The following is an 18006-nucleotide window of genomic DNA, read 5'->3' on the forward strand; positions in this document are numbered from 1 at the left end:
GGGCGCACGCCCCTATACTCCGGGCGCCTGTCCGGGCCTTGGGGGATACCAGCGCGATGGCGTCGACCGTCACCGATTACACCGACATCCCCCGCAGCGAGGACTTCCTCGGCCACCCGAAGGGCGTCTTCGTCTGCTTCTTCACCGAGATGTGGGAGCGCTTCTCCTTCTACGGGATGAAGGCGCTGCTGCTGCTCTATCTCCTGAAGCATCACGGGTTCGGCGACGACGCGGGGTACGACCTCATCGGCGCATACGGCGGGCTGGTCTACGCGGTGCCGGTGATCGGCGGCCTGGTCGCGGACCGCTGGCTCGGCATGCGCAAGGCGGTGGTGCTCGGCGGCGTGTTGTTGTGCCTGGGGCACCTGGGCATGGCGGTCGAAGGCCACGAAGCGCACATGGTCGACGGCCAGATGGTGCGCGACGAAGGCGCGCTGCAGGTGTTCTATCTCTCGCTCGCGCTGATCATCATGGGCGTCGGCTTCCTCAAGCCGAACATCTCCACCATCGTCGGCAAGTTGTACGCGGAAGACGATCCGCGCCGAGATTCGGGTTTCACCCTCTTCTATGCGGGCATCAACGTCGGCGGGTTGTTCGCCGGGTTGATCTGCGCGTTCCTCGGCGAGACCTACGGGTGGCGGTACGGCTTCGGCGCGGCGGGCATCGGCATGCTCGCGGGGCTGGCGATGTTCCTGTGGGGGCAGAAGTATTTGCACGGACACGCGGAGCCGCGCGATCCGGCGAAGCTGCGCGAGCGCGTGGCGGGGCTGGCGCGCGAGTGGTGGATCTACGTGTGCGCGTTCGCGGGCGTCGCGGTGATCTGGCAGCTGATCCAGAGCACGGGCACGGTGCACTCGGCGATGCACATCGTGGCGGTCGGGTTCTTCGCGTGGTTCGCCTGGTACCTCGCGTTCCGCTGCACGCCGGTGCAGCGCAGGCAGATGCTCGCGCTGATCGTGCTGATCCTCGGCGTGCTGGTGTTCTTCACCCTGTACGAGCAGACCTACGGGTCGTGGCTCACGTTCACCGACCGCCTGATGACGAAGGACATGTTCCCGTCGCTGGTGAGCGATGCGAGCGGCACGTTGCCGTGGTCGGTGTGGTTGATGGCGGGCTCGCCGATCCTGATCGTGATGGCGCTGAAGGCGAGCGATGCGGGCAGGCTCGCATTCGCGCGCATGCTGGTCGGCGTGTGGGTGGTGGCGATGGCGATCGCGTGTTTCCGCGACGTCGTGCTGGTGCCGCAGACCGCGGGCTCGCTGACGTTCCTGGGGTCGTTCTTCGTCGTGCTGCTCTCGCCGTTCTTCGCGTGGTTGTGGCCGTGGCTGGAAGCGCGCGGCTGGAATCCGAGCAAGCCTGCGAAGAGCGCGATCGGCTTGTTGTTCGCGGCGCTGGCGTTCCTGCCGCTCCTTGCGGCGGCGCAATCGGTCGGGCCCGGTGCGATGGCGACGGTGTGGTGGCTGGTGCTCGCGTACTTCCTGCTCGAGGTCGGCGAGATGTGCCTGTCGCCGATCGGTTTGTCGGCGGTGACGCAGTTGTCGGTCGCGCAGGTCGTCGGGCTGATGATGGGCGGCTTCTGGCTCGCGACGGCGTATTCGGAAGTGCTGGCTGCGACGTTCGGGAAGCTCGCGTCGATCGAGATCCCGGAAGGCGGCGCGATCGACGTGATCGATGCGGCATCGAAGTACGCGGGGTTGTTCCAGCTGATGCTGTGGATCGGGATCGCGGCGTCGCTGGTGTTCCTCGTGCTGACGCCACTGCTGAAGAAGTGGATGCACGGGGTGAAGTGATGCAGTGCGAGGGGCGTTGTATCCCCTTCGCACGAATCAGGTCATGCGATCCAGTGTTTCGTCGAGCGCCTTGCGCCAATCGGGAAGCGCGATATCGAAGTCGCCCCGGATCGCGCTGGTGTCGAGCACCGAATAACCCGGACGCGCGGCTGGCGTCGGATATTCCGACGAAGGAATCGCCACGACACGCGGCGCCTTCGCCAGCAACCCACGCGCGACCGCGTCTTCGAAGATCGCGGTCGCGAACCCGTGCCAGCTCGTCTGCCCCGTCGCCGTCAGGTGCCACAGGCCGGTGCGTTGTTCGGGGCGACGCAACAATTGCGCGGTGACGTCGGCCAGCAACCACGCCGGCGTCGGCGTGCCGACCTGGTCGTCGACGACGCGCAACTCGTCGCGCTCGGCGCCGACGCGCAGCATCGTGCGCAGGAAGTTGTGTCCGTGCACGTCGTACACCCACGCCGTGCGGAAGATCATGTAACGCTCGCCCGCGTCGAGCACCGCCTGTTCGCCGGCGCGCTTGCTGCGGCCGTAGACGCCGAGCGGCGCGGTCGGGTCTTCTTCGCGATAGGGGCGCTTGCCCTGCCCGTCGAACACGTAGTCGGTCGAGTAATGCACCAGCATGGCGTCGTGGCGCGCGCACGCGGCCGCGAGGCGTGCAGGTGCCTGGGCGTTGATGCGGTGCGCGAGGTCCGGTTCGGATTCGGCCTTGTCGACGGCGGTGTGCGCGGTGGCGTTGACGACGAAGTCGGGCGCGATGCGTTCGACGAGCGCGTCGATCGCATCGAGGTCGGTCACGTCGAGCGCTTCGCATGCGCTGCCGTCGGCCAACGTGCCGTCGAGCGTCGTCGCGACGACGTCGCCCAGCGGCGCGAGCGTCTCGCGCAATCGCCGGCCGAGCTGCCCTTTACCGCCGAGCAGCAACAGCTTCATGGCGCGGCGTAGACCGGCAGGCGATCGGCTGGGACGTCGGCGAGGAACGGCGCGTTCTCGTCCTTCTCCGACAACGACGGATGGCCGATCGGCCAATCGATCGCCAGTTTCGCGTCGTTCCAGCGAATGCCCGCATCCGCCGCCTTGTCGTACCCGGCGGTGCACAGGTAACTGAAGACCGCGCGATCGGACAGCACCGCGAAACCGTGCGCGAAGCCTTCCGGGATCCAGAAGTGGCGCTTGTTGTCGGCGCTGAGCACGACCGCCGCGGACTTGCCGAACGTCGGCGAGCCGCGCCGGATGTCGACGGCGACGTCGTACACCTCGCCTTCGAGCACGCTCACCAGCTTGCCCTGCGGATTGGGCCACTGGTAATGCAGGCCGCGCAGCACGCCGCGCGTCGACGAAGACACGTTGCTCTGCACGAACTGCGTCGGCAGGCCGAGCGGGCCGAAGCGATCGGCATTCCACGCTTCGTAGAAGAAACCACGCGCATCGCCCCACACCGCGGGCTCGATCACCACGCAGCCGGGCAATCCGGTCTCGACGACTTTCATTCGACGCGCCCGTGTTCGAGGAGGCTGAGCAAGTACTGGCCGTAGCCGTTCTTCGCGAGCGGACGCGCGAGCGCTTCGAGCTGGTCGCGATCGATCCACTTGTTGAAGTAAGCGATCTCTTCCGGGCAGCAGACGCGCAGGCCCTGGCGCTTTTCGATCGTCTCGATGTACGTCGAGGCTTCGACCAGCGATTCGTGCGTGCCGGTGTCGAGCCAGGCGTAACCGCGGCCGAGTTTCTCCAGGTGCAGGCGGCCCTGTTCGAGGTAGGCGCGGTTGAGGTCGGTGATCTCGAGTTCGCCGCGCGCAGAGGGCTTGAGCTTCGCGGCGTATTCGCTCGCGTGGCCGTCGTAGAAATACAGGCCGGTGACGGCGTAGTTCGAACGCGGGTTCGCGGGTTTTTCCTCGATGCCGACGACGCGGCCGCCCGCATCGAATTCGGCCACGCCGTAGCGTTCCGGATCGCGCACCCAGTAGCCGAACACGGTGGCGTCGTCGGTGCGCGCGTCGGCGCGCTGCAGCAACTCGGTGAGGCCGTGGCCGTAGAAGATGTTGTCGCCGAGGACGAGGCAGCTCGGCTTGCCGTCGATGAAGTCTTCGCCGATCAGGTACGCCTGCGCGAGGCCGTCGGGACTCGGCTGCACCGCGTATTCGATCTTCATGCCCCACTGCGAACCGTCGCCGATCAGGCTCTTGAACAGCGCCTGCTCGTGCGGCGTGTTGATGATCAGCACTTCGCGGATCCCGGCGAGCATCAGCACGCTCAGCGGGTAATAGATCATCGGCTTGTCGTAGACCGGCAGCAGCTGCTTGCTGATCGCCTTGGTGATCGGATACAGGCGCGTGCCCGATCCGCCGGCGAGGACGATGCCCTTGCGTGCGGTCTGCGTCATGCGGCGGTCCCGATGCGCTCGAGGCGATAGCTGCCGTCGGTCACGCGGCGCACCCAGTCCTGGTTCGCGAGATACCACTCGACGGTGTCGGCGATGCCCTGCTCGAACGTGTGTTCGGGCGACCAGCCGAGTTCGCGCTTGAGCTTGGACGCGTCGATCGCATAGCGGCGATCGTGGCCCGGGCGGTCGGCGACAAAGGTGATCTGCGTTTCGCGCCTGACGCCGTCCGCACGCGGTCGGCGATCGTCGAGCAACGCGCAGATCGTGCGCACGACGTCGATGTTCTGGCGTTCGGCGTCGCCGCCGACGTTGTAGGTTTCGCCGACGCGGCCGCCTTCGAGCACCGCGCGGATCGCGGCGCAGTGGTCGCCGACGTACAACCAATCGCGCACGTTCTTGCCGTCGCCGTAGACCGGCAGCGGTTCGCCCGCGAGGGCGCGCGCGATGATCAGCGGGATGAGCTTCTCGGGGAACTGGTACGGGCCGTAGTTGTTCGAGCAGTTGGTTGTGAGGACCGGCAGGCCGTAGGTGTGGTGGAAGGCGCGCACGAGATGGTCGGACGCGGCCTTCGATGCGGAGTACGGCGAGTTGGGCGCGAACGGCGTCGACTCGGTGAACTTGCCCGTGTCGCCGAGCGAGCCGTAGACCTCGTCGGTGGAGACGTGCAGGAAGCGGAACGCGTCGCGCGCGTCGCCTTCGAGCGGCTTCCAGTAATCGCGTGCCGATTCGAGCAACGCGAGCGTGCCGACGACGTTGGTCTGCACGAACGCGGCCGGGCCGTCGATCGAGCGATCGACATGGCTCTCGGCGGCGAAGTTGACGATCGCGTCGGGCCGGTGTTCGCGCAGCAGGCGATCGACCAGCGTGCGATCGCCGATGTCGCCATGCACGAACACGTGGTCCGGATTGCCGTCGAGCGGCGCGAGCGTGTCGCGGTTGCCCGCGTAAGTGAGCGCATCGAGGTTCACGATGCGGATGCCGCGGCGAACCGCGTCCAGAACGAAGTTACCGCCGATGAAACCGGCGCCGCCGGTCACCAACCAGGTCGTCACAGCACAGCCTCCAGTGCCTTGCGTGTCGCCGCCCCTGCTCCGGCGATCGGAACGACCCCTCTCCCGGGTCGCGCGAATGAAAGCGCCCGCGGCGTAGGCCGCGGGCGCTGGTCGATCAGAACGGGATGTCGTCGTCCGCGAAGTCGTCGCCGAAATCGCGCGAAGCCGGTGCGGTATCGCGACGCGGCGCGGATTCCTGCGGCTGGCGCTGCGGCGGCGCCGAACGCTGCGGACGATCGCCGCCGCGTTCGCCGCGACTGCCACCACCACCGCCGTCACCGCGACCGCCGAGCATCTGCATCTGGTCGACGATGATGTCGGTGTAGTAACGCTTCTGGCCGTCCTGCCCGGTGAACTCGTCGTAGCGGATCGAGCCTTCGACGTAGACCTGCGAACCCTTGCGCAGGTACTCGCCGGCGATCTCGGCGACCTTCCCGAAGAACTTCAGGCGGTGCCACTCGGTGCGTTCCTGGCTGTTGCCTTCGCGGTCCTTGCGCACGGAGGTCGTCGCGAGGCTGGCGGAGGTCACGGCCATGCCGCCCTGGGTGTACTTGGTCTCGGGGTCGTCGCCGAGATTGCCGACCAGGATCACCTTGTTGATGCCACGTGCCATGGAGTGCGTGTCCTCGAATTCGGGTTGGGTCGCGGCGGTGCGGGACCGCCGGCCAGGGTCACATGGTACCAGTGGCGGACGCGTCCGCTTGCCGACGGGATCGACGGAATCACGGACCCGTTCACCACCGGTCGCGGGCCGGCCCGGCCGGACCGCCGGTGGATCTTGAACCGACGCACCGCGCCAATCGACGAATCGGCGCGGATGCGGTCACGAAACGTCTAAACACCGCGAAAGTTCGCGGCTCCGCATTCCTGACGCCGCGTGCTTGCCTTCTAATCCGCCCTCTTGCGATGCCGGCCTGCACGGCTCGCTTGCCTCTTGGTGCAGACCTGCGTCCGGCAAGGCCGGTCGCGCCTGCCGCGTGCCTAGAATCGAATCGCACGCAACCGAGGGCGCGCTCGCCACTTCGTCCACACCGGGGCCCGATCCATGTACCGAGTGATCATCGTCGACGACCACCCCATGGTCGCGGCTGCATTGAAAGACCTGCTGGAGAACAACGAAACGTTCGAGGTCGTCGCCGTGCACGACAACGGCGGCGCCGCGTTGTCGGCGGTACGCACGCTGCAGCCCGACCTGCTGATCATCGACCTCGGCGTCCCGGTCCTCGGGGGCGTGGAAGTGATCTCGCGCCTGCGCGCCGGCGGTTCGGGCGTCGGCATCCTCGTGGTGTCCGGCGGCGAGGCCCATGAAAGCGGCCTGCGTGCGCTGCGCGCCGGCGCCAACGGCTTCGTGCACAAGACCGATGCGCTCAGCGAAATCGCGATGGCCGCGCTGGTGGTCGCACGCGGCAAGTCCTACTTCAACCAGGAACTGCTGATGCTCGCCGGCGACGGCCAGACCGACGGCCGTCCGGTCACGCGCCTGACCGAACGCGAGTTCGAGGTCTTCCGCTGCCTCGTCGCCGGCCAGTCGAACCGCGACATCGGCGAGCACATGCGCCTGAGCAACAAGACCGTCAGCGCGTACAAGATGAAGATCATGCGCAAGCTCGGCGCACGCAACATCCGCGACCTGATCGAGCTCGCGCGCGAAACGGACTCTGCGTAATCGTAGTAAAGGCGTCGACGCGACGCGTCGATCAGAACGCGCGGTGCGCGCTCAGTGCACCGCGCCCGCGGCATCCAGCAGGCGTTCGATCTCGGCTTCCTGCGCCGGGTCGAACTGCAACCCCATGTGATCGATCGCCACCCACGCCACCTGCGTGTGCAGGGTGATGGCATCGCTGTCGGGCACGTCGAAGAACATGCGCAGTTGCGTCCCGTTGGTGGGCGTCCAGCCCGGCACCAGGTCGACCCGCGCGCCCCCCTCGGACAAGTCGAGGATGTACCCCTCGTGGGAGTGTCCATTCGGCGCGACGAGCACCGCGCAGAGGACGTTGTGGCGGACGTGCTTGCGCTTCTCGACGGCGATGGCGGCGGTATCCATGAATGGATGCTAACGCGGGTCGTGGGAGGCCGACGTGAGCGGCCGCAAGCGCAAGACTTTATGGCCCGTCCGCTGACCAGCGGCGGGCTTCGGCAGAAGGACGGTGGTCGCGAGGGGCCGTCGTTGCGCAGTGCACAACGACGGCCGTCGAAATCACTCGGCGTAGGCCTCGAGCGGCGGGCACGAGCAGACCAGGTTGCGGTCGCCGTACACGTTGTCGACGCGGCCCACCGGCGGCCAGTACTTGCCGGCGATCAGCGATGCGAGCGGATACACCGCCTGCTCGCGCGAGTACGGATGCGTCCAGTCGCCCGCGAGTTCGCGCGCGGTGTGCGGCGCGTTGCGCAGCGGGTTGTCGTCGCGGTCCAGGCGGCCGTCCTCGACCGCGCGGATCTCTTCGCGGATCGCGACCATCGCGTCGCAGAAGCGGTCGAGTTCTTCCTTCGACTCGCTCTCGGTCGGCTCGATCATCAGCGTGCCGGCGACCGGGAACGACATCGTCGGCGCATGGAAGCCGTAGTCGATCAGGCGCTTGGCGACGTCTTCGACGCTGATGCCGCTGCTGTCCTTGAGCGGGCGCAGGTCGAGGATGCATTCGTGCGCGACGAGGCCCTCGTGGCCGGCATACAGCACGGGGTAATGCTCTTCGAGGCGGCGCGCGATGTAGTTGGCGTTGAGGATCGCCAGCTGCGACGCGCGACGCAGGCCCGTGCCGCCCATCATGCGGATGTACATCCACGTGATCGGCAGGATGCTCGCGCTGCCGTACGGCGCGGCCGACACCGCGCCTTCCTTGCGGTCGAGCGCGACGCGATGGCCCGGCAGGAACGGCGCAAGGTGCGCCTTGACGCCGATCGGGCCGACGCCCGGGCCGCCGCCGCCGTGCGGGATGCAGAACGTCTTGTGCAGGTTGAGGTGCGACACGTCGCCGCCGAACCGGCCCGGCGCGCACAGGCCCACCATCGCGTTCATGTTGGCGCCGTCGATGTACACCTGGCCGCCGTGGCCATGCACGATGTCGGTGATTTCGCGCACGCCTTCCTCGAACACGCCGTGCGTCGAGGGATACGTGATCATGATCGCCGCGAGCTTGTCGGCGTGCTGCGCGGCCTTCGCGCGCAGGTCGTCGAGGTCGACGTTGCCGCGCGCATCGCACGCGGTGACCACCACGCGCATGCCGGCCATGTTCGCCGTCGCGGGATTGGTGCCGTGCGCCGACGACGGGATCAGGCAGACGTCGCGATGTCCTTCGCCGCGGCTGGCGTGGTACGCGCGGATGGCGAGCAGGCCCGCGTATTCGCCCTGCGAACCGGCGTTCGGCTGCAGCGAGACCGCGTCGTAACCCGTCGCTTCGCACAGCATGCGCTCGAGGTCCTGCGTCATCGCCGCATAGCCCTGCGCCTGGTCGGCGGGGACGAACGGATGCAGCGCACCGAACTCCGGCCACGTCACCGGGATCATCTCGCTCGTCGCGTTGAGCTTCATCGTGCACGAACCCAGCGGGATCATCGTGCGATCGAGCGCGAGGTCGTAGTCGGCCAGGCGACGCAGGTAGCGCATCAGCTCGGTTTCCGAGCGATAGCGCTTGAACACGGCGTGGTCGAGGAACTTCGACGTGCGGCGCAGCGCCTTGGGCAGCGTCGCGTCGGTGTTCGACAGCGCGTCGAACGACGGGATCGCCGCGCCTTCGCCGGCGAACACCGACCACAGCCCTTCGACGTCGGCGCGCGTGGTGGTTTCGTCGAGCGAGATGCCGACGCGCGCGGCGTCGATCTCGCGCAGGTTGAAACCGGCGGCGCGCGCCTTGTCGTGCAGGGCCGCGGTGCGCGCGCCGGTGGCGAGCGTGATGGTGTCGAAGAAGGTCTTCTGCTCCGCCGCGACGCCGAGCTGCGCCAGGCCCGCGACGAGGATCGCCGTCATCGCGTGCGTGCGTTCGGCGATCGCCTTCAGGCCTTCGGGGCCGTGGTAGACGGCGTACATGCTCGCGATGTTGGCGAGCAGCACCTGCGCGGTGCAGATGTTCGAGGTCGCCTTCTCGCGGCGGATGTGCTGCTCGCGCGTCTGCATCGCGAGGCGATACGCCGGCTTGCCGTGACGATCGATCGACACGCCGACCACGCGGCCCGGCATGTCGCGCTTGTACGCATCCTTGGTCGCGAAGTAAGCCGCGTGCGGACCACCGAAGCCCAACGGAACGCCGAAGCGCTGCGCGCTGCCGATCGCAAGGTCGGCGCCGAATTCGGCCGGGGCCTGGAGCAGCGTCAGCGCGAGCAGGTCGGCGGCGACCGCGACGAGCGCGCCTGCCGCATGGAACTTGTCGACGACGGCCTTGAGGTCGTGCACGTCGCCGTTCGTCGCCGGGTACTGCAGCGCGGCGCCGAAGAACTTCGACGCATCGTCGAGCGCGAACTCGTCGCCGACCACCACGTCGAAACCGAGCGGCTCGGCGCGCGTGCGCACGACGTCGATCGTCTGCGGATGGCAGTGCTGCGACACGAAGAAGGCGTTCGCGCCCTTGTTCTTCGACAGGCGCTTGCAGAACGTCATCGCTTCGGCGACGGCGGTGCCTTCGTCGAGCAGCGACGCGTTGGCGATCTCCATGCCCGTGAGGTCGGAGATCAGCGTCTGGAAGTTGAGCAGCGCTTCCAGGCGCCCCTGCGAGATCTCCGGCTGGTACGGCGTGTACGCCGTGTACCACGCGGGGTTCTCGAGCAGGTTGCGCAGGATCGGCGCGGGCGTGTGCGTGTTGTAGTAGCCCTGGCCGATGAACGAACGCAGGACGGTGTTGCGGCCGGCGATCGCGCGCAGTTCGGCGAGCGCTTCGGCTTCGCCCGCGCCGTCACCGGCGGGGAGCACGCTGGTGCCGCGGATGCTGGCGGGAACGACGCTGTCGGTCAGTGCGTCGAGCGACGCGTAGCCGAGGACATCGAGCATGGCCTTGGTGTCGGCCTCGCGCGGGCCGATATGGCGCGCGATGAATTCGTTGCGGGTGTCGAGCTTGGTGGACATGCGGGCGCGCCTAGGGAAAGAGGGCGCCCCATCTGTCTATTCGCCTGAGAGCGTTACTCCTTCGGCGGGCCGGTGCGGTGCGCTTGCCGTCGCGCGCGTCGGATGGGGGAGGAACTCCGGACGCGCGGCGGTACACCGCCGGTCACTTTTCAGATTGTGGCTGTCGCGAGGTCCTTTTGCCTGAGAGTTTCCGGGGCGGTTGCTCCTTCGGCGCCGGCCATCCTTTGCCGGTCTCTCCCACGCGACAGGTACTGCATCAAAGCGGGCGGATTGTCCCATGCCCCCGGGTACGGCGGCAAACCAGCCGCCCGCACGGCCGGTCGCTGCGCGCGCCTGCCTATAATTGCGGCCCGCTTCCGCAGCCGCTGGCCCCGCCCGACGTGAACGCCGCCCCCGAACGCGCCCTCCCCGACCTGCCCACGATCCAGGCCCTGGCGCAGGAGGACATGGCGGCCGTCGATGCGTTGATCCGGCGGCGGCTCTCGTCGGACGTGGTGCTCATCAACCAGGTGAGCGAATACATCATCGGCGCCGGCGGCAAGCGCCTGCGACCGATGCTGCTGTTGCTGGCCGCGCGCGCGCTCGGTCATCGCGGCCCGGATGCGCACCAGCTCGCCGCGGTCGTCGAGTTCATCCACACGGCGACCCTGCTGCACGACGACGTCGTCGACGAATCCGACCTGCGCCGCGGCCGTCGCACGGCCAACGCCGTGTGGGGCAACGCGGCCAGCGTGCTCGTCGGCGACTTCCTGTATTCGCGCAGCTTCCAATTGATGGTCGAACTCGATCGCATGGAAGTCATGCGCATCCTCGCCGACACGACCAACCAGATCGCCGAAGGCGAGGTGCTGCAGTTGCTGCACGTGCGCAACCCGGACACCGACGAAACGGCCTATCTGCGCGTGATCGAACGCAAGACCGCGGTGCTGTTCGCCGCAGCCACGCGCCTGGGCGCGCTACTCGCGGGCGCCGATGCGAAGACCTGCGATGCGATGCACGAATACGGCCTGCAACTCGGCTATGCGTTCCAGATCGCGGACGACGTCCTCGACTACGCGGCCGACGCCGATGCGCTGGGCAAGAACCTCGGCGACGACCTCGCCGAAGGCAAGGCTACGCTTCCGCTGATCCACGCGATCGCGCACAGCGATGCGGCGACGCAGGCCACGCTGCGCAACGCAATCGAACACGGCGACGTCGACGCGATGCCCGCGGTGGTCGCGGCGATCCACGCGACAGGCGGGCTGGAGTATTCGCGACAGCGCGCGATGGAATTCGCGGATGCCGCGGAAGCGGCGCTCGACGGACTGGCGTCGAACGAAGCGCTGGATGCGTTGACCGGCCTGGCGCGCTACTCCGTCACGCGCGACCGCTGAAAAAAAGGGGTCAGAGCACTTTTTTCAAGGAAAAAAGTGCTCTGACCCCTTTTTTGCTCCCCTTTTTTGCTCCGGTCAGTTCGCGAACTTCTCGGCGAAGAACGTCCGCATCATCCGCTCGGACCGGCGCATCGCCAGTTCGTTGTACATGCAACCCGGCGGCTTGTTCGCATCGGGCAGCGCGAAGCAATGCACCGCGCCGCTGAAGTTCACGAACTGCCAGTCCACCTTCGCCGCGTTCATCTCGTTCTCGAACGCGGGGATGTCTTCTTTCGTGCCCTGGTCGTCGGCGCCGTTGAGCACGAGGACGCTCGCCTTCACCGTGCCGGGCTTGGCCGGCATCGTCGTGTCCAATCCGCCGTGGAAGGTCGCGACCGCATCGACGTCCGCGCCGCTGCGCGCGAGTTCCAGCACCGTCGCGCCGCCGAAGCAGTAGCCGATCGCGCCGATGTGCTTCGCATCGAGGGGCACGTCCTTCGCCGCGCGCAATACGTCGACCGCCTTGTTGACGCGCGCGCGCAACACCGTGCGATCGCCGTACAGCTTCTTGACGATCGCCATCGACTCTTCGTCGTTCTTCGGCCGCACGTCCTTGCCGTACACATCGGCGAGCAACACGACGTAATCGTCGCCGGCGATGTGCTTCGCCTTCGTGATGGCCGAATCGCTGATGCCCTTCCAGTCCGGCACCATCACCACGCCCGGGCGCTTGATGGCGTTCGTGTCGTCGTAAACGAGATAACCGCTGAAGGCGTCGTCGCCGACCTTCCATTCCACCGGCCTGACCTGCATCTCCGCGTGCGCGGCCGACAGCCCCAGCGCGAACAGCAACAAACCGAACATCGAACGACGCATGACGATCTCCCTGTGTCGGTGGACGGTGACGAGCGAACCCGTTTGCGCCGCGAGCCTACGCCGGAGCCGTGCGGCTTGCGTGAAACGGGGGTCAGGAGCAAAACAGGGGTCAGAGCACCATTTAGTTCGAAATGGTGCTCTGACCCCTGTTTTGCTTGACCCCTGTTTTGATCAGGCGATCCCCAACCCCGGAATCGCGCTGATCGCCTCGGGGTCGAATCCCGCGAGGGTGGCGAAGTGGCGTCCCCGCGCAACGTAATCCTTGTAGACGCCGAAGCTCGGCGCGCCCGGCGACAACAGCACGACGCCCTCGCCCGCGAGCGCTTCGCGCGCGAGGCGCATGGCGTGTTCGAGGTCGTCGGCCGCGTGCAGCGCGAATCCCGTGCGTTCCGCGATCGGCGCGAGCAACGCGTGGATCTTCGGCCCGTTCTGGCCGACGGTGACGATGGCCGCGGGCGCGCGCGTGCGCATCGCCTCGGCAAAGTCGGACCAGTCGATGCCGCGATCGTGTCCGCCCGCGATCAACGCGACGCGGCGGTCGGCGAAACACGCGAGCGCGGCGAGGCTCGCGTGCGGCGTGGTGCTGATCGAATCGTTGACGTACGCGACGCCATCGCGCGTGCCGAGCGTCTGCAACCGGTGCGGCAGCGGACGGAACGTCGCGGCGTGCGGCGCGAGCACGGCGGCGTCGAGGCCGAGCGCTTCGATCGCGGTGAGCACCGCGCACAGGTTGCCGCGGTTATGCCGCCCGGGCAGCGGCAGCGACGAGGTGTCGAGCACGAACGTCTCGCCGCGATACAAATCATCATCGCGCAGGTGCCAGCCGTCGTCGCGGTTGAACCAGCGCACGTGCGTCTCGTCGTCGAGGCGCAACGCGGCGAGCGTCGGATCGGCAGCGTTGAGTACGGCGACGCGCGGCTTCGCATCGTGCAACAGGCGCAGCTTGTCGGCGACGTAACGCGCTTCGCCGCCGTGCCAGTCCAGGTGTTCGGGGAACACGTTGAGCGCGACGGCGATGTCGGGGCGCGCACCGCTGTCGGCGACATCTCCGGTCTGGTAGCTCGACAGTTCGACTGCCCAGTACGCGGGCGCCTGCGTGGCGGACGCATCGGCGTCCAGCAGTTCGAGCATCGGCATGCCGATGTTGCCGGCGAGCGCCGTGCGATGGCCGCCGGCGCGCAACAGGTGCGCGAGCAATGCGGTCGTCGTGCTCTTGCCCTTGGTGCCGGTGACGCAGAGCGTGCGGCCGTGGCCGTGGGCCGCGTGTTCGCCGAACCACAACGCGGTGCCGCCGACGAAACGCGTGCCGCGCGATGCGGCAGCGATGGCCTCGGCGCGATACGGGCTGATGCCGGGCGACTTCACCACGACATCGAACGCCGACAACGCATCCGCATCGATCTGCGTCGCAGTCGCGAGCAAAGCATCACCGAGCGATGCCGCTTCTTCCGCCTCCTGCGCGTTGCAGAACAACGTCAGCGGCAACGCCGGCAACCGCGCGCGCAATGCGCGATACGCCGCGCGACCTTCGCGGCCCCAGCCCCAGAGGGCCACCCGCTTGCCGTCAAGACGCAAAATTCGCACGCAGCCTGTCCCACAGCGACGCCGGGATGCGGTGCTCGTCGTCGAGCACCATCAGCGATGCGATGTCGAGTTCGTGCACGTCGAGCTGCGGCCGGATCTCGCGCGCGAAGCGTTCCACCAGCGCATCCTCGCGCCACTCGGGACGTGCGGCGAGCGCCGCCATCGCGGCGCGCGACTCGCGGCCTTCGCCGACGCATTCGAACGGTTTGTGGTCCTGGTATTCGAGCAGCGCGTCGTAGCCGGCCGTCTGCTGCGGATCGTCGAGCAGGTTGCGGCCGAAGATGCCGACCAGGCGCGGCTTCGGCATGAACGGCGCGAGCGCGAGGAACACGAAGTGGCACTTCGGGCACACGCCGCACCAGCGATTCGCGGGACGTTCGCCGAGCAGGTGGAAGTTGCGATTGCAGCTGGAGAAGTGCGCGTCGTAACGATCGGTCTTCGCGAACTGGCGCGCGACCGCGAGCTCGCTCATCGGACGCAGCAACGAGTAGTAATGCAGGCCGGAAGCGACGTGCGAGTGCACGAAGTCGGCGAGCGCCTGTTCCCACGCCCAGCCCTTCGACCACTGATGGTTCACTTCGCCCGTGCCGGGGATCAGCGAACCGTAGCTCGCCGAACGCTCGTTGGAGAACACCACCTGGTTCGCGCCGAGCACGATCGCGGCGAACAGCATGATCGCCGAATTCACGCCGGTGACCGGGATGTGGCCGTTCAACGCGCCCTGGCGATTGAATTCGAACAACTCCGGCGCGAGCGCGCGACCGATGTTGAGCGTCGGCAGGCCGGTGCGTTCGGCGCAGGCCCTGATCAGCTGCGAGCCGCCGATCCACGTGACGGTCTGTTCGACGCCCGCGTTGCGCAGCGCTTCGATCGACACGAGCGAATCCTTGCCGCCGCCGATGGCGACGAGCGCGTGCTCGGGCAAGCCCAGCGCAGGCGCCGCGGCAGACGGCCGTGCATCGTGCGGGAAGCGGATGCGTTCGTGCAGGTGCAGCCCGTTGCGATACGCGAACTCGCCGAGGCCGTTCAGATAGAACGACTCCAGCATCGACGCCGTCGCCTGGTCGATCGGTTCGCCTTCGATGCGGATGTCCGCGGGCACCGCCGCCTTGTAATAGCTCACGCCCGCGAGCAGGTGCAGCAGGCGCAGCGCGCGTCGCGCCGCGTCGGCGCGCGCGCCTTCGAGGCGGAACGGCGCACCGGGCAGCGTGATGGTTTCGACGAGCTCGGGGCCGTCGTCGAACGCGTACACCAGGCGCGCGACGCCGGTGTTCGCATCGAAGTCGTTGCGCACGAAGCGGAATGCGCGGATCGCGTCGCGCGAGAAAGTCCAGCCGGTCATTCGATCGTTTCCTCTGCCGGCAGGGCCCGCAGGTTGTAGGTGCTCGCCATCGCCATGCCGTACGCGCCCGCGTCGGCGACGAGGATCACGTCGCCTTCCGCGGTCGACGCCGGCAACAGGCGGCCGTGGCCGAGCACGTCGCCGCTTTCGCAGATGGGGCCGACGACGTCGAACTCCATCGCCTCCGCATCCGAAAGCCGCGACAGGTTGTGGATGCCGTGGTAGGCCTCGTACATCGCCGGGCGCGCCAGCGCGTTCATGCCCGCATCGCAACCGACGCGGTTCACGCCGTCCTTCTCGACGACCTGCGTGACCTGCAGCAACAGCACGCCGCTCTCGGCGACCATGAAGCGGCCCGGTTCGACCGCGAGCTTGAAGCGCGGATACGCGGCGCGGATTTCCTCGAGTCCCGTACGCCACGCGGCGAGATCGAAGGTTTCCGCGTCCGGCGTGTACGCGACGGGCAAGCCGCCGCCGATGTCGATGGTTTCGATCGTGCCGATGCTGTCGGCCAGCGCCGCGAGTTCGGCGTACACCAGGCGCCAGTGCTGCGGATCGTCGATGCCGCTGCCCATGTGTGCGTGCAGGCCGATAATGCGCACGTCGAGCTTGCGCGCGTGCTCGACGAATTCGTCGAAGCGCTGCAGCGACAGGCCGAACTTCGCCGCGACGCCGCCGGTGTTGACCTTCGCGTGGTGGCCGCCGCCGTAACCGACGTCCAGGCGCAGCCAGATCGCGCGGCCGCGGAACACGCCGGGCCAGCGATGCAGCGCTTCGACGTTGTCGAGCGTCACCGTCACGCCCTTCGCGAACGCCGCTTCGTATTCGCGACGCGGGGCGAAGCTCGGCGTGAACAGCACGCGCTCGGGCGACAGCGACGGCACGTGCTTGAACACGTGTTCGAGTTCGCCGATCGACACGCACTCCAGGCCGAAGCCCTCCTCCACCACCGTGCGCAGGATCGACGGATGCGGGTTGGCCTTGATCGCGTAGTAGCGGCGGTCGATCGCGTCGACCGAAGCGAGATCGCGCGCGCGGTCGCGCACGATCGACAGATCGTAGAGGTAACGCGGCGTACCTTCGGCTGCGATCGCGAGCAACGCGTCGCGCTTGCCCGCCCACCACGACACGCGCGGCGCCGGCTTGCCGTGCGCGATCTCGCGCCAGCTCGGGCCGAACACGCTGGTGTCCTGCACCGGCATCGCGCCGCCGCGGATCAGTTCGGCGTGCAGCTGCGCGATCATGCCGTCGGCATCGGCTTCGTCGACGACGAAGGTGAGGTTGAGGTCGTTCGACGACTGCGAAATCAGGTGCACGCGTTCCTTGCCGAACGTCGCCCACACGTCCGACAGCTTGTGCAGCAGCGAACGCATGCCGCGGCCGACCAGCGTGATCGCCGCGCACGGCGCGATGACCTTCACGCGGCACACCTCGGCCAGATCGGCCGACAGCGTTTCGAGCACGTTCGTCGTCACCAGGTTCTCGCTCGGATCGAGCGACACGGTGACGTTGGTTTCCGACGAACCGATCAGGTCGACCGACAGGCCGTTGCGCTTGAAGCGTTCGAACACATCGGCGAGGAAGCCGACCTGCTGCCACATGCCGATGCTTTCCATCGACACCAGCACGATGCCGTTGCGTCGGCTGATCGCCTTGACGCCGGGGACCGTCGCGGCGCTCGCGTCGATGCGCGTACCCGGAAGATCGGGGCGTTCGGTGTCGAGGATCGTGATCGGCACGCCGCCGTCGCGGCACGGCGCGATCGAACGCGGATGCAGCACCTTCGCACCGGTGGTCGCGATTTCCTGCGCTTCGGCATAGTCCAGGCGCGTGAGCAGGCGCGCGTCGGGCACGTCGCGCGGATTCGCGCTGAACATGCCGGGCACGTCGGTCCAGATTTCCACGCGGCGCGCGCCGAGCAACGCGCCGAAATACGCGGCCGACGTATCGGAGCCGCCGCGACCGAGGATCGCGGTGCCGCCGTCGGCGTGACGCGCGATGAAGCCCTGCGTCACCAGCAGTTGCGTCGGTTGCGCGTCGAAGCGTTCCTGCAACGCCGCGTCGGGTTCGCAACGGCAATTGACGGAGAGCCGCTGCGCCCACGCGCTCGCGTTCGGCAGCGACACCGCGTCGAGCCAGTCGCGCGCGTCGCACCAGCCCATGTCGCGGCCCTGCGTGCGCAGGTAGGCGCAGCCCAGCGTCGACGACAGGAGTTCGCCTTGCGCGAGGACTTCGGCTTGCCACGCGAGGTCGCGCGTCGCGGCGCGCGGATCGGTTTCCAGGGCGCGCAACGCGGCGAAGCGCTCGGCGAGCACGGCGTCGGCGTCGAGGTCGAGTTCCTTGCAGAACGCGCGGTGGCGATCGATCAGCGCATCGATGTGCGGTTCGAAATCTTCGCCGGCCGCGGAATACGCGATCGCCTGCAACTCGTTGGTCACACCCGACAGCGCCGAGACGACCACGAGCACGCGGACGCCTTCGTCGCGCGCGCGTTCGGCGGCGAGGCGACCGATCGTGTCCCAGCGATTGCGCCGCGACACCGAGGTGCCGCCGAACTTCAAAACCACCCACCGCACA

At 67.8% G+C, this 18006-nt stretch carries 14 protein-coding genes and 1 riboswitch; of the genes, 3 read left to right on the forward strand and 11 right to left on the reverse strand.

Translation table 11 applies throughout. The features are described from left to right. The first annotated feature begins 56 nt into the window (after window positions 1-56). The gene (locus LK996_RS12540; RefSeq protein ID WP_230527697.1) at window positions 57-1790 is read left to right on the forward strand and encodes a peptide MFS transporter; all 1734 of its coding nucleotides are present in this window, start codon (window positions 57-59) and stop codon (window positions 1788-1790) included. A gap of 36 nt (window positions 1791-1826) precedes the next feature. Here the strand turns inward: LK996_RS12540 and rfbD are convergent, their stop codons facing one another. From rfbD to ssb, 5 genes are all read right to left on the reverse strand, one after another. Then, a complete protein-coding gene (gene rfbD / locus LK996_RS12545; protein WP_230527698.1) occupies window positions 1827-2720 on the reverse strand; it encodes a dTDP-4-dehydrorhamnose reductase in 894 nt (297 codons plus the stop codon). Further along, a complete protein-coding gene (gene rfbC, locus LK996_RS12550) occupies window positions 2717-3277 on the reverse strand; it encodes a dTDP-4-dehydrorhamnose 3,5-epimerase (protein WP_230527699.1) in 561 nt (186 codons plus the stop codon). Before rfbC ends, rfbD begins: the two co-directional genes overlap by 4 nt. Then, window positions 3274-4167: a glucose-1-phosphate thymidylyltransferase RfbA gene (rfbA, locus tag LK996_RS12555; RefSeq protein WP_230527700.1), complete on the reverse strand. Its 894-nt coding sequence runs from the start codon at window positions 4165-4167 to the stop codon at window positions 3274-3276. The genes rfbC and rfbA overlap by 4 nt, the downstream gene beginning before the upstream one ends. Continuing rightward, entirely contained in the window at window positions 4164-5219 is a 1056-nt protein-coding gene (gene rfbB, locus LK996_RS12560) for a dTDP-glucose 4,6-dehydratase (RefSeq protein ID WP_230527701.1), read from the reverse strand. The genes rfbA and rfbB overlap by 4 nt, the downstream gene beginning before the upstream one ends. Before the next feature lie 115 nt (window positions 5220-5334). Then, entirely contained in the window at window positions 5335-5832 is a 498-nt protein-coding gene (ssb, locus tag LK996_RS12565) for a single-stranded DNA-binding protein (protein WP_230527702.1), read from the reverse strand. Between the two features lie 432 nt (window positions 5833-6264). Here ssb and LK996_RS12570 point away from each other — a divergent pair, with 432 nt between their 5' ends. Further along, on the forward strand, window positions 6265-6885 hold the full coding sequence (locus LK996_RS12570; protein WP_230527703.1) for a response regulator transcription factor: 621 nt from the start codon (window positions 6265-6267) through the stop codon (window positions 6883-6885). Window positions 6886-6936: 51 nt separating this feature from the next. Here LK996_RS12570 and LK996_RS12575 read toward each other — a convergent pair whose 3' ends face one another. Together LK996_RS12575 and gcvP are read right to left on the reverse strand one after the other, a co-directional pair. Further along, the gene (locus tag LK996_RS12575; protein WP_230527704.1) at window positions 6937-7263 is read right to left on the reverse strand and encodes a PilZ domain-containing protein; all 327 of its coding nucleotides are present in this window, start codon (window positions 7261-7263) and stop codon (window positions 6937-6939) included. A 153-nt stretch (window positions 7264-7416) separates the two neighbouring features. Then, window positions 7417-10272, reverse strand: a complete 2856-nt coding sequence (gcvP, locus tag LK996_RS12580; protein WP_230527705.1) for an aminomethyl-transferring glycine dehydrogenase — start codon at window positions 10270-10272, stop codon at window positions 7417-7419. 158 nt (window positions 10273-10430) lie between these two features. Beyond that, window positions 10431-10522: riboswitch (glycine riboswitch) on the reverse strand. A 130-nt stretch (window positions 10523-10652) separates the two neighbouring features. Between gcvP and LK996_RS12585 the strand changes: the two genes are divergently transcribed. Continuing rightward, window positions 10653-11648 (forward strand): polyprenyl synthetase family protein, encoded by a 996-nt coding sequence (locus LK996_RS12585; protein WP_230527706.1) that lies wholly within the window; start codon window positions 10653-10655, stop codon window positions 11646-11648. A gap of 75 nt (window positions 11649-11723) precedes the next feature. Here the strand turns inward: LK996_RS12585 and LK996_RS12590 are convergent, their stop codons facing one another. The 4 genes from LK996_RS12590 to LK996_RS12605 form a co-directional block, all read right to left on the reverse strand. Then, on the reverse strand, window positions 11724-12503 hold the full coding sequence (locus LK996_RS12590) for a dienelactone hydrolase family protein (protein ID WP_230527707.1): 780 nt from the start codon (window positions 12501-12503) through the stop codon (window positions 11724-11726). A gap of 171 nt (window positions 12504-12674) precedes the next feature. Then, window positions 12675-14087, reverse strand: a complete 1413-nt coding sequence (gene murD / locus LK996_RS12595) for a UDP-N-acetylmuramoyl-L-alanine--D-glutamate ligase (RefSeq protein ID WP_230527708.1) — start codon at window positions 14085-14087, stop codon at window positions 12675-12677. Beyond that, a complete protein-coding gene (murL, locus tag LK996_RS12600) occupies window positions 14068-15429 on the reverse strand; it encodes a UDP-N-acetyl-alpha-D-muramoyl-L-alanyl-L-glutamate epimerase (protein ID WP_230527709.1) in 1362 nt (453 codons plus the stop codon). Before murL ends, murD begins: the two co-directional genes overlap by 20 nt. After that, window positions 15426-18005 (reverse strand): bifunctional aspartate kinase/diaminopimelate decarboxylase, encoded by a 2580-nt coding sequence (locus LK996_RS12605; RefSeq protein ID WP_425493783.1) that lies wholly within the window; start codon window positions 18003-18005, stop codon window positions 15426-15428. Before LK996_RS12605 ends, murL begins: the two co-directional genes overlap by 4 nt. Between the last annotated feature and the right edge of the window lies 1 nt (window position 18006).

Origin of the sequence: Noviluteimonas lactosilytica, assembly GCF_020866925.1 — a bacterium.
In the GTDB taxonomy this organism is placed as follows: Bacteria; Pseudomonadota; Gammaproteobacteria; order Xanthomonadales; family Xanthomonadaceae; genus Noviluteimonas; species Noviluteimonas lactosilytica.